Here is an 11,797-nt window from a genome sequence, read left to right as displayed (position 1 = left end):
GAAATATCCGGTCCTCTGCCTTGCTGGAAATCGCCGGGGCGCGGGCCCCGGCTTCAACGCGGGCTCAGGCCGCGGCGTCGGCGAAGTGGTAGGCCAGCTCGCTGTTCTCCACGCCGATGCGCACCGAGGCCAGCGCCTTGCCTTCGAACAGGCGGGTGAGAAACTCGCGGCTCATGTCCGGCAGCAGACTGTTGGTGAGGATGGCGTCGATCATGCGGCCGCCGCTCTCGATCTGGTTGCAGCGCGAGACCACCAGGTCGATGACCGCGTCGTCGTAGTCGAAGGCGACCTTGTGCGTGCCTTCCACGCGCTTCTTGATGCGCTCCAGCTGCAGGCGGGTGATGGCCTTGAGCATGGCGTCGCTCAGCGGGTAGTAGGGGATGGTCACCAGGCGGCCGAGCAGCGCCGGCGGGAAGATTTCCAGCAGCGGTTGGCGCAGGTCCTGGGCGATGTCGTCCGGCGCGGGCAGGGCGGCCGGGTTGGCGCACTGGCGCGCGATCAGCTCGGTGCCGGCGTTGGTGGTGAGCAGGATGAGGGTGTTCTTGAAATCGATCAGACGGCCCTCGCCATCCTCCATCACGCCCTTGTCGAAGACCTGGAAGAAGATCTCGTGCACGTCCGGGTGGGCTTTTTCCACTTCGTCGAGCAGCACCACGCTGTACGGCCGACGGCGCACCGCCTCGGTCAGCACGCCGCCCTCGCCGTAGCCGACGTAGCCGGGCGGGGCGCCCTTGAGGGTGGAAACGGTGTGCGCTTCCTGGAATTCGCTCATGTTGATGGTGATGAGGTTCTGCTCGCCGCCGTACAGCGCCTCGGCCAGGGCGAGGGCGGTTTCGGTCTTGCCGACGCCGGAGGTGCCGGCGAGCATGAACACGCCGATCGGCTTGCTGGGGTTGTCCAGCCCGGCGCGGGAGGTCTGGATGCGCTTGGCGATCATCCGCAGGGCATGGTCCTGGCCGATGATCCGCGTGGCCAGGTGCTCGTCCAGGCGCAGGACGGTTTCCAGTTCGTTGCGCGCCATGCGCCCGACCGGGATGCCGGTCCAGTCGGCGACCACCGAGGCCACGGCCTGGTAGTCCACGGTCGGCAGGATCAGCGGCGCCTCGCCTTGCAGCGCAGCCAGGCGCTGCTGCAGATCGAGCAGCTGCGCACGCAGGGCGTGGTGGTCGTCGCCGGCGTTGTCGCTGTCCACCGTGCCGGCCTGTTCGCGCAGCCGGGCGCGGGTGGCGAGCAGCTCGTCGACCAGTGCCTTCTCTTCGCTCCAGCGCGCCTCCAGAGTGACCAGGCGCTCGCGCTCGGCGGCCAGCAGGGCCTCGCTGTTGGCGCGGCGGGCGCCCACCTCGATGCCGATGGCGTGCTCCCGGGCGATGATCGCCAGCTCGGTTTCCAGCGCCTGGATGCGCCGACGGCTGTCGTCCACTTCCGCCGGCACCGCGTGCAGGCTGATGGCGACGCGGGCGCAGGCGGTGTCCAGCAGGCTCACGGACTTGTCCGGCAGTTGCCGCGCCGGAATGTAGCGGTGCGACAACTTCACCGCGGCCTCCAGCGCCTCGTCGAGGATCTGCACCTGGTGGTGGCGCTCCATGGTCGAGGCGACGCCGCGCATCATCAGCAGCGCCTTGTCCTCCGACGGCTCGGGCACCTGCACCACCTGGAAGCGCCGGGTCAGTGCCGGGTCCTTCTCGATGTGCTTCTTGTACTCGGCCCAGGTGGTCGCCGCCACGGTGCGCAGCGCGCCGCGGGCCAGGGCCGGCTTGAGCAGGTTGGCCGCGTCGCCGGTGCCCGCCGCGCCGCCGGCGCCGACCAGGGTGTGGGCTTCGTCGATGAACAGGATGATGGGCTTGGGCGAGGCCTGGACATCCTCGATGACCTGGCGCAGGCGCTGTTCGAATTCGCCCTTCATGCTCGCGCCGGCCTGCAGCAGGCCGACGTCCAGCGCGCGCAGCTCGACGTCCTTGAGCGGCGGCGGCACGTCGCCGGCGACGATGCGCAGGGCGAAGCCTTCGACCACCGCGGTCTTGCCCACCCCGGCCTCGCCGGTGAGGATCGGGTTGTTCTGCCGGCGGCGCATGAGGATGTCCACCAGTTGGCGGATCTCTTCGTCGCGGCCGACGATGGGGTCGATCTCGCCGTTGCGCGCCTGCTCGGTGAGGTCGACGGTGAAGCGCTTGAGCGCCTCCAGCTTGCCCAGCGCGCTGGGGGCCAGGGCGCCGCTGGATTCGCCCGGTGCGACGCCGGCCTCGAAGCCGTCGCTGGCGCCCTGGCCGTTCTCCGGCGAGTCGCCCATGTACTCGTCGAAGCGCTCGGCGAGGGTGTCCACCTTGACCTTCTCGAACTCGCGCGACACCGCCAGCAGCGCGTGCCGCAGGCTCGGGGTCTTGAGCAGGCCGATGACCAGGAAGCCGCTGCGCACCTGGCTCTGGCCGAACATCAGGCTGCCATAGACCCAGCCACGCTCCACGGCTTCCTCGACATGGGCGGACAGGTCGGTGATGGAGGTCGAGCCGCGCGGCAGGCGGTCCAGCGCCTCGGTGACGTCACGCGCCAGGCGCGCCGGCTCCAGGCTGAACTGGCGCACCACGCGGTGCAGGTCCGAGTCGGGCAGCTGCAGCAGCTGATGCACCCAGTGCACCAGCTCCACGTAGGGATTGCCGCGCAGCTTGCAGAACACGGTGGCGGCTTCGATGGCCTTGTAGGCGGTGGGATTGAGCTTGCCGAACAGCGCGGCGCGACTGATTTCACCCATGGTGTTGCTCCTTGTCTAGTGTGCCGGCGCGCTCGGCGCGGCGTGGTGCCGGGACAGCACCAGGTCCTTCGGGTCGTGGGCGGGGCGGCCCAGCCAGGTCGTGTAGCCCAGGCGCAGCCCCTGGTTCAGGCGCAGCGCGGGGACTTCCTCGCGGCGCAGTTGCAGCGTCAATTGCCAGTCCAGCTCTTCGCCCAGGTATTCGCCGACCCAGGCCACCAGCTCGGCGAAGGCGCGGCCGTCGGGCAGCAGCGCCTGGTACTGCGCCAGGCTCAGCGGGCCCAGGCGGATGCCGAAGCAGTGCTGGCGGTCCCAGGCCTGGCCGCCCAGGCAGAAGTCCTCGCCCAGGCGGGTGCAGGCCACGCCCAGGCGCGTGCGTTCGGGCAGCTGCAGCCATTGCCCGGCGTACTCCTCGATGCGCACCGGCACACCGAAGTAGTCCTGCAGGATCGCCTTGAGGCCATCCGGGTAGCGTGTCTGCGCGGACAGATGGCCGGTGAAATGCAGCACCGCGTCGCCATCGATCAGCCCCTTGCCGCGCAGGCTGGGCTGGCCGCGGCCACTGAAGGCGGCCAGGCGCTCGGACCAGTAGTCGTCGTCCGGGCGGTCGTGGCTCACGGTCGGCCGGGCCTCGGCCCAGGCGCGGTAGAACAGGCTCAGCAGGCGATGGTGGAAGACGTCGAAGAACTGCTTGCTGGTGCTGTCGCCATGGTTGCGCTGGCGGTCGCGCACGTATTCGGTGATGTGCAGCGGCAGCGGCCCGTTGGGCCCGCCCAGGCCGAAGAAGAACTGCTCCAGGCGCCCCGGCGTGTTGCCTTCGGGCGGGCGCACGGCGGCCAGGGTGGAGGGGGCAAAACTGCCTTCGGGCTGCTGGCCCAGGCGCAGCGGGTCGTCCGCCAGGCGCCGTGAATGGCCCAGGCGGGGCAGGTCGGGGTGCTCGCACTGGATACGCCGCAGCGCCTGGAAGAAGTCGAATTCCCAGGGCTCGGCCTGCATCGCCTGCAGGGCGCTCAGAGGTTCGGTCGACGTCCGGGTCGGGCTTTCCATCGCATGATCTCGCCACGTTCGGTGCTGCGAAGCACGGTTTCGGTGAAGCTGTTCAGGGACACGTAGCGCGCCAGGAAGCGCTCGAACACCGCCCCCAGGAGAAACACGCCGGTGCCGCGGAAGGCGTTTTCGTCGAACTCCAGGGTGATCTCCAAACCGCGGCCGAAAACGATCGGGCCGGGCATCGGCAGGCGCCGGGTGATGGGCCGGCTGCTGACCTCGCGCAGGCCTTCGATCTGCAACGGCAGCGCCGGGTCCTGGCTGTCGGCATACAGGCGCAGCAGTTCGCGCAGGGCGGCGGCGCCCTGGCCGTTCTCCGCCAGCGACAGGTAGTTCAGCGACAACTGGCTGATCAGCCGCCAGGCCTCGCGGTCATGGGCACGGCTGGGGCGTGGCCGGCTGGGGCCGGTGAGGCAGCGCACCGCCTGCACCGGGGCGCTGTCGGCCAGGGTGAAGTCGCTGCTGCCGCTGCCGGGGTTCATGAACAGCGGCAGGTCGCGGTTGGTGCACAGCGCGCCCAGGCCCAGTTGGCGCAGGTCGTGGCGATAGGGCGCCTGGTGGCTGTCCACCAGGCTGATGAAGGTTTCGCTGCCCACGTAGCTGGAACGGGCGCCGCTGCGTCGCTGCTCGCTGGAGAGCACGCGCTGCTCGCGGCGCAGGATGTAATAGGCCTTCTCCTGGCCATAGCGCGACGGATCGCGCACGGCGTAGAAGGGCAGGAAGGTCTGGTCCGCGCCGGTGCCGTGGCCGCTGACCGAGGTCAGCGAGTGGATCTCGAAATCCATCGGCCGGGTGCGGTCGGCGATGGCGTGGTGCTCGTGGACCCGCTCGCTCAGGTGGATGCGGTCCAGGCGCCGGGGGAACAGGTTGATCGCCGGCGTGCAGAAGGGCACGAACTGCTGCGCGCCAACCTGGCCCTGCAACTGTTTGTCGAGGCGGTCGAAGAGCACGATCAACTGCAGCTCCTCGCCGTCGCAGCGGCGCACCGCGCGCTGCAGCCCCGTGACGTCGACGAAGAGATAGCGCTGCGGCAGCGCGAAATACTCCTGCAGCAGTCGGTAGCCCTGGAAGGCCTGGGGCACCACCGGCAGGGCCGCGTCTTCGTCGTCGAAACCGCACGGGCGCAGGGCGTCGGCGGGCAGGCGCTCCACCCAGTCGCGGCCGCTCTGGCAGGCGTAGACCGCGCAGGCGTTGCCGAGCAGCTGCTCGTACAGGCGCACCGGCACCTCGTCGACGCCGTTGAGGTAGAGCGGCAGGTTTTCCAGCGCCAGGCTGTTGAACGGGACCTCCACGCCGCTGCGCAGGGTCAGGCGCAGGGCGGCCTTGGCGCGCGGTTCGGCAGCGGCCAGGCGGCCGAGTTCGGCGGCGGGGTTGGCGATGTATTCGGCCTGGGCCACGCGCAGCGGCCACAGGGTCACCTCATGGGCGGTGCGGAATTCGCACGGCGTCTGGCCTTCCTTGCCCAGCGGCGCGCGCAGCACGCTCTGTCGGGGCAGGCGGAAACCGTCGTTGAGGGAGCCGTCATCGGGGTTGGTCTGCATCTGCACCACGCACATCGACGGGGTCGGGGCGAGGTAGTGCGGGTAGGCGACTTCCAGCAGGTTGTGGGTGAAGGTCGGGTATTCGGCGTCGAGCTTGAGCTGTACCCGCGCGGTGAGCCAGGCGAAGCCTTCGAGCAGGCGTTCGACATAGGGATCGGCGCACTCCATGCCGGCCAGGTTGAGGCGGCTGGCGATCTTCGGGTAGTCGCGGGCGAATTCCGCCGCGCTCTCGCGGATGTGCTGCAACTCCTGGTTGTACAGCTCCAGCAGGCGCGGATTCATGGGCGCCTCCGTTGTTGCGCGGGCACCACGGAGACATGGCCCGATTCCAGGTCCAGTTCGGTGCGCAGCAGCAGGGGCAGGGGCACCGGTTGCGCCCACAGGTCGCCCTCGATTTCGAAGCTTAGGGCGTTGTGGTTCATCTCGCCGGTGGCGCTGTGTGCGCGCACGCGCAGGGTATGGCGAAGGATGCGCGGCTCGAAGGTGGCGATGGCCTGGTGGATGAGGCCTTCCAGGGCCAGCACGTCGATGCTCGAGGCACTGTTGCCGGCCAGCGGCGGCAGGCCGTAGTTCAGGACCGAGGTGCCGGCGGGCGTCTGGCGGCTGCGCTCGGGGTCGAGCAGCGCCGTGGAGTTGAGCAGCCAGGCAAGGTCGCGCAGCACCGCCGCGCGCAGCTCGTTGTGCGAGAACGCGCGCCGGCCCGGCGCGTCGTGTAGGGTGCCGGGGGCGTCATCGATGAGGCGGTCGAGCAGCGATGGCTGCAGGCGCTCGCGGGAAGTCAGGTCGGCTACCAACGGAGGAATCCTGTACGCAGTGGCGGGGAAGGGCGCTGGCGCGCCCGGTGCCCGCAGGCAAGCCCCCGGCGCTCAGGCGACGGGGGCATGCAGGCTTACTTCTTGACGTTCTGGCGGATGTTCCAGCCGTACTTGATCGGGCCGCCGTCCTTGCCGCCGTCGGCTTTCTGCGGCTGGTAGTCGACCGAGACCTGGCCGAAGTTCAGCGAGACGGTCTCGGTGATGCGGTCGTCGCCGCCCGAGCCGCCGGTGTGCAGCGAGGTGACCAGCACTTCCTGCAGGGTGATGATCAGGTACTCGACCTGATTCTCGCCGCCGGCCTTGCGCACGGTCAGCACGGCCTTGTCGATGTGCTTGCCGCTGGAGCAGTGCATCATCAGGTTCGGGGTCGCCTTGTCGACGTACTTGGTCAGGGTCAGGTCCTGGATGGAAACCTTGCCCGCGCCACCGCCACCGCCGACGTGCATGTTGCCGGACTGGGTCATGCCCCAGCTCCAGTTCAGTACGTCGATTTCGTCCTTGTGAGTCTTGTCCATCGACTCGCCTTTGATGTCGCCGATCTTGATGAAAATATCGACAGCCATGTTTTCTCCTGTGGTGCAGTGACCGAATGGAAGGTGTCAGGGACGGCGCCGGTCCGACGGCGCCGCTTTGCAGAACCCGCGTCGCGCCCGATCAGGCGCCCTTGGCCGACGGCAGTTTGGAAACCAGCCGCAGCGACACTGTCAGCCCTTCGAGCTGATAGTGCGGACGCAGGAAGAACTTGGAGTTGTAGTAGCCGGGGTTGCCCTCGACTTCCTCGACCACCACTTCGGCGGCGGCCAGCGGGTGCTGGGCCTTGGTGGTCTCGGTGGAGTGCGCCGGGTCGCCATCGACGTAGTTGAGGATCCAGTCCTGCAACCAGCGCTGCATCTCGTCCTTCTCCTTGAAGGAGCCGATCTTGTCGCGAACGATGCACTTCAAGTAGTGCGCGAAGCGGCAGGTGGCGAACAGGTACGGCAGGCGCGCGGCCAGGTTGGCGTTGGCGGTGGCGTCCGGGTCGTCGTACTCGGCCGGCTTCTGCAGGGACTGCGCGCCGATGAAGGCGGCGAAGTCGGTGTTCTTCTTGTGCAGCAGCGGCATGAAGCCGTTCTTCGCCAGCTCCGCCTCGCGGCGGTCGGAAATGGCGATTTCGGTCGGGCACTTCATGTCCACGCCGCCGTCGTCGGTGGGGAAGGTGTGCGCCGGCAGGTTCGGCACTTCGCCGCCCGACTCCACGCCGCGGATGCGCGAGCACCAGCCGTAGTGCTTGAACGAGCGGTTGATGTTCACCGCCATGGCATAGGCGGCGTTGGCCCAGGTGTACTTGCTGCTGTCGGCGCCGTCGGTGTTTTCCTCGAAGGCGAAGGCTTCCACCGGGTCGGTCTTCGCGCCGTAGGGCAGGCGCGCCAGGAAGCGCGGCATGGTCAGGCCGATGTAGCGCGAATCCTCGGACTCACGCAGCGAGCGCCAACCGGCGTACTCGGGGGTGGTGAAGATCTTGGTCAGGTCGCGCGGGTTCGACAGCTCCTGCCAGGAGCCCATGCCCAGCACGGTGGGCGAGGCGGCGGAGATGAACGGCGCATGCATCGCCGCGCAGACCTTGGACAGCTCGCCGAGCAGCTCGACGTCCGGCGGCGACTGGTCGAAGTAGTAGTCGCCCACCAGGCAGCCGTAGGGCTCGCCGCCGAACTGGCCGTACTCTTCCTCGTAGAGCTTCTTGAACACCGGGCTCTGGTCCCACGCGGTGCCCTTGAACTTCTTCAGGGTCTTGTGCAACTCGGGCTTGGCGATGTTGAGCACGCGGATCTTCAGCTGCTCGTCGCTCTCGGTGTTGTTCACCAGGTAATGCAGGCCGCGCCAGGCGCTTTCCACCTGCTGGAAGTCGGCGTGGTGGATGATCTGGTTGACCTGGGCGGTGAGCTTGGCATCGATGGCGGCGATGATCGACTCGATGGACTTGATCGCATCGTTGGAGATCAGGTCGGTCTGCGCCAGGGCCTGTTCGGCCAGGGTGCGCACGGCGGTTTCCACCGCTTCGCGGGCACGCTCGGTCTTGGGTTTGAATTCCTGCATCAGCAGGCTGGCGAATTCGCTGGTCTGCTCGCCGGCCGCCTGGATGGCCTGCTCTTCTCGCAACATCTCGCTCATGGTGATCCTCCTCTGATCAGGCCTGGGGCTCGTTGTCCTGCGGTTTCGGCGCGCTGGCCAGGGCCTGCAGCAGGGCAGGGTCCTGGATCGCCTTCATGATGATTTCCTCGGCGCCGGTCTTGCCGTCCATGTAGGTCAGCAGGTTGGCCAGCTGGGTGCGGGCCTCGAGCAGCTGCTTGAGCGAATCGACCTGGCGCGCCACGGCCGCCGGGCTGAAGTCGTCCATGCTCTGGAAGGTGATGTCGACGCTGAGGTTGCCTTCACCGGTCAGCTCGTTGGGCACGTTGAACGCCACGCGCGGCTTCATGGCCTTGAGACGCGAGTCGAAGTTGTCGACGTCGATCTCCAGGAACTTGCGCTCGGCCACCGGCGCCAGGGGCTCGGCGGGCTTGCCGGTGAGGTCGGCCATCACGCCCATGACGAAGGGCAGCTGGACCTTCTTCTCGGCGCCGTAGAGCTCGACGTCGTACTCGATCTGCACCCGCGGGGCGCGATTGCGTGCGATGAACTTCTGGGAACTGCTGTTGCTGGACATGGCTTCTCTCCTGGTCGCCTGACGCGACGCTGCGTGTCGGCCCGCGGGCCGTCATCGATTACGCGTGATCCCGTTTCCCGGCCGGTCAGGCCTGGTCCGCGTCGGGGCCGCGCAGGTTTTCGAACTGACTGATGCCGTCGGGAATCAGGTTGCGCACGATGCTGGCGAAATCCGCATCGACCAGCGTCCGCGCCCGATTGAGCAGCACGGGCAGGGGGCTGGAAGGCTCGTGACGGGCGTAGTACTCCAGCAGCCGGTCGAGGCTGCGGCGCACATCGTCGCGGTTGCGGATTACGTCGCTGGCGGGGGGCGCGCTGGTGCTCGCAGCGGCGCCCACGGCATCGGTACGGGGTGGCTCCTGCGCCGTGGCGTCGGTGCCGTCAGTCGGGGCCTGCGCGGGGTCGCCGAGCACCTGCAGGGCGAGCTTGAGCGGCTGGCGCAAGGGCTGCAGGTCGACGCCGCGGTCGGAGCCGACCTGCTCGGCGACCTGGCGCTCGATGGCCTGGGCGGCCTCCAGCGCGGCCAGGATCGCCGTGCGGGTAGCGTCGAGTCGTTCAGGGTCGCTGTCGCGCAGGGCGCCGTTGAGTTCGTCGGCGCCGAGGGTTTCGTCGCTCGCCGGCAGCAGGCCGGCGGCATTGAGGGCGGCGCGCACGGTCACCGTGCCGAACACGCGCGAGCGCAGCAGCACGGCGTTGCGCAGCAGGGCGAGGTTGGTGTCGCAGGTCAGGCCGGCGAGGGTGTTGACCCGCACGGTGGGGTCGTTGTCGTCGTCGGCGTCCAGGCGCGGGTAGAGTTCGGCCCAGTAGCGCGAGAGCAGTTCGCTGATCAGCGTCAGGCCGCTGGCGAGGCCGTCGAGACCTTCCAGCGCGAGGCTGCTCTGCACGAGGAAATGGGTGATGCGCAGGTCCTTGCTGCGTTGCAGCAGGCTGCTGCTGGCCTGCTCGATGGCGCGCCAATCCGGCGGCTCGGCGGCCTGGACCACGTCGCCCATGCTGCGCTCGGGGCGCCCCTGGGCATCGCGTTCGAGTTGCAGGAATTCGCTGTCGTATTCCAGATCAACGCCACAGGGCGCGCTCTCTGAAATCGAGGCGAGCAAAAGCGATCCATCCACAGTAATCGATCTCCCTATCGGTGTGGATTTGGCTGACAAAGTCCCCAGAAGTTTCCATGTTATTTCTGTGGGAAGTTGCCCTCAGTTAATATCACTGAGCCATCACATATTTGCGATGAAGTCGCCATTTTTGGTTTAGTAGTTGCTGTTGTCAAGGTAAGCTATTTACGTGTTACTGCAGTTGTGACCCGCACCAAAGAGTCGAGAAGTTCTTCGGCGATTCGTGTTTGCCGGTCGCGGAAAGCAAGGATAAGATCGCGCGGTTTCCGCCGTCAGCCCTTCAGAATCAAGGGTTCACGCTTGTAGGAAAAAGTGTGGAACCCGCATGAGGGTTGGGTTGTCCCTGGATGGGACGACGGGAAGCGGAGCAGGCAGGGAGGCTACATGGCGCTGCGTTTGACCATCACCAGTTATCACAAGATCACCCCCGGTCAATGTCCTGAAATGACGTTGGATACCGGTGTGATGGCAATTGGCCGTAATCCCGACAATGACTGGGTATTACCGGACCCTGCGCGCCTGGTTTCTTCGCGACATTGCCTCATTCAATATAAAGATGGCCGCTACTTCCTTACTGATAACAGCACGAACGGTGTCGAACTGGTCAATGCCGGAGTTCGCATGCGCCGTGGCAGCAGTGAACTTCTGGAAGATGGCGAAGTTATCCGTATCGGTGACTACGAGATCCAGGCGCGCATCGAAACCGGCCTGACGTCCGGCGCTTCGCCCTTCGCCGCGGCGGACTCGGCGAACAGCTTCGAAGCCCTGATGGCCGCCCATCAGTCGGCCCCCGCGGCGATCCCCGACACCCCCTTCAGCCCCTCGGCTTCGGCGCATCTGCAGGGCGTTTCCCCGCAGGAAACCCTGCCCGACCTGTTCGATTTTCTGGCGCCGTCAACGCCGGCTCCGGCGCCGATTGCCGACCACGTGCCAGCCGAGCGCCATGACTTCCGCCCGCCCGCCGCGACCCTGCCGCCGCCACCGGCCTCGCCCACGCCGGCACCCGTCGTGCCGTCGGCGCCGGCAGCGGGCGCCGGCCTGATTCCCGAGGACTGGGACCTGCTCGGCGACACGGCGGCGGCGGCCAATCCCTTCGCCACGGTCGAGCCGGCATCGCCGCTGAGCCTATCCACCCCCGAACCCTTGCCGCCGGTCGTTGCGCCGCCCGTGGAGCAACCGGCCGCGCCGGCCCGGGCCGCCGAGCACGAGCCCCGCGCCACGGCCGCCGCGCCGGCGGCAAACGACGACGAACTGCTGCAGGCCTTCCTGCGCGGCGCCGGTCTGGAGCGCCTGCGCCTGGACAACCGCCAGGCCGCCGCGCAGATGGAGGCCATCGGTCGCAGCTACCGGCTGATGGTGGAAGGGCTGATCGACGTCCTGCGCGCGCGCAGCAGCCTGAAGGGCGAGTTCCGCATGCAGCAGACCCTGGTGCGCCCGGTGGAGAACAACCCGCTGAAATTCGCCCCCAATGCCGACGAAGCGCTGCTCCTGCTGCTGCGCGGCGGCAGCCCGGCGTTCATGCCGGCCGACCAGGCGGTGCGCGATGGCTTCGACGACCTGCGCGCGCACCAGCTGGCGGTGATGGCCGGGGTCGAGGCGGCGATCAAGCACCTGCTGGCACGCTTCGAACCCCATGCGCTGGAGGCGCGCATGGGCAAGGGCGGCGGCCTCTCCAGCCTGTTGCCGGGCGCCCGCCAGGCGCAGAGCTGGCAGCAGTTCGTCGAGCTGTACGGCACGCTGTCGCGCGAAGCCGAAGACGATTTCCAGGATCTGTTCGGCCGCGAATTCGGCCGTGCCTACGAGCAACACATCGCCCGCCTGCGCCACCCCTAGGCCGGTCGATCAGGGAAGAAACAA

9 protein-coding genes are annotated in these 11,797 nt (G+C 67.9%); 1 reads left to right on the top strand and 8 read right to left on the bottom strand.

Annotated features, from left to right (window positions below; genetic code table 11):
• Positions 1-64: 64 nt before the first annotated feature.
• From tssH to tssA, 8 genes are all read right to left on the bottom strand, one after another.
• The gene (gene tssH / locus ACNFIA_RS18650) at positions 65-2,746 is read right to left on the bottom strand and encodes a type VI secretion system ATPase TssH (RefSeq protein WP_416787521.1); all 2,682 of its coding nucleotides are present in this window, start codon (positions 2,744-2,746) and stop codon (positions 65-67) included.
• Positions 2,747-2,761: 15 nt separating this feature from the next.
• Entirely contained in the window at positions 2,762-3,790 is a 1,029-nt protein-coding gene (gene tssG / locus ACNFIA_RS18645; protein WP_416787519.1) for a type VI secretion system baseplate subunit TssG, read from the bottom strand.
• Complete coding sequence (tssF, locus tag ACNFIA_RS18640; RefSeq protein ID WP_416787516.1) at positions 3,754-5,613, bottom strand: type VI secretion system baseplate subunit TssF; 1,860 nt, start codon at positions 5,611-5,613, stop codon at positions 3,754-3,756. The genes tssG and tssF overlap by 37 nt, the downstream gene beginning before the upstream one ends.
• A complete protein-coding gene (tssE, locus tag ACNFIA_RS18635) occupies positions 5,610-6,125 on the bottom strand; it encodes a type VI secretion system baseplate subunit TssE (protein ID WP_416787513.1) in 516 nt (171 codons plus the stop codon). Before tssE ends, tssF begins: the two co-directional genes overlap by 4 nt.
• Before the next feature lie 95 nt (positions 6,126-6,220).
• Positions 6,221-6,709, bottom strand: a complete 489-nt coding sequence (locus tag ACNFIA_RS18630; RefSeq protein ID WP_017518698.1) for an Hcp family type VI secretion system effector — start codon at positions 6,707-6,709, stop codon at positions 6,221-6,223.
• Between the two features lie 91 nt (positions 6,710-6,800).
• Positions 6,801-8,294: a type VI secretion system contractile sheath large subunit gene (gene tssC, locus ACNFIA_RS18625; RefSeq protein WP_259754976.1), complete on the bottom strand. Its 1,494-nt coding sequence runs from the start codon at positions 8,292-8,294 to the stop codon at positions 6,801-6,803.
• A 16-nt stretch (positions 8,295-8,310) separates the two neighbouring features.
• Positions 8,311-8,829 (bottom strand): type VI secretion system contractile sheath small subunit, encoded by a 519-nt coding sequence (tssB, locus tag ACNFIA_RS18620; RefSeq protein WP_017518696.1) that lies wholly within the window; start codon positions 8,827-8,829, stop codon positions 8,311-8,313.
• An 85-nt stretch (positions 8,830-8,914) separates the two neighbouring features.
• On the bottom strand, positions 8,915-9,940 hold the full coding sequence (tssA, locus tag ACNFIA_RS18615; RefSeq protein WP_416787509.1) for a type VI secretion system protein TssA: 1,026 nt from the start codon (positions 9,938-9,940) through the stop codon (positions 8,915-8,917).
• 384 nt (positions 9,941-10,324) lie between these two features.
• Here tssA and tagH point away from each other — a divergent pair, with 384 nt between their 5' ends.
• Positions 10,325-11,773: a type VI secretion system-associated FHA domain protein TagH gene (tagH, locus tag ACNFIA_RS18610; RefSeq protein WP_416787507.1), complete on the top strand. Its 1,449-nt coding sequence runs from the start codon at positions 10,325-10,327 to the stop codon at positions 11,771-11,773.
• Positions 11,774-11,797: the final 24 nt, after the last annotated feature.

The organism is Pseudomonas sp. NY15437 (assembly GCF_048068435.1).
GTDB lineage: Bacteria > Pseudomonadota > Gammaproteobacteria > Pseudomonadales > Pseudomonadaceae > Pseudomonas > Pseudomonas nitroreducens_B.
The sequence above is the reverse complement of the archived record's forward strand: the minus strand, read 5'-3'. Positions and strand labels throughout refer to the sequence as shown.

Excerpts from the sequence above, each read along its gene's own strand:
- tssH (WP_416787521.1), bottom strand. The coding sequence starts at position 2,746 with ATGGGTGAAATCAGTCGCGCCGCGCTGTTCGGCAAGCTCAATCCCACC.
- tssG (WP_416787519.1), bottom strand. The coding sequence starts at position 3,790 with ATGGAAAGCCCGACCCGGACGTCGACCGAACCTCTGAGCGCCCTGCAG.
- tssF (WP_416787516.1), bottom strand. The coding sequence starts at position 5,613 with ATGAATCCGCGCCTGCTGGAGCTGTACAACCAGGAGTTGCAGCACATC.
- ACNFIA_RS18630 (WP_017518698.1), bottom strand. The coding sequence starts at position 6,709 with ATGGCTGTCGATATTTTCATCAAGATCGGCGACATCAAAGGCGAGTCG.
- tssC (WP_259754976.1), bottom strand. The coding sequence starts at position 8,294 with ATGAGCGAGATGTTGCGAGAAGAGCAGGCCATCCAGGCGGCCGGCGAG.
- tssB (WP_017518696.1), bottom strand. The coding sequence starts at position 8,829 with ATGTCCAGCAACAGCAGTTCCCAGAAGTTCATCGCACGCAATCGCGCC.
- tagH (WP_416787507.1), top strand. The coding sequence starts at position 10,325 with ATGGCGCTGCGTTTGACCATCACCAGTTATCACAAGATCACCCCCGGT.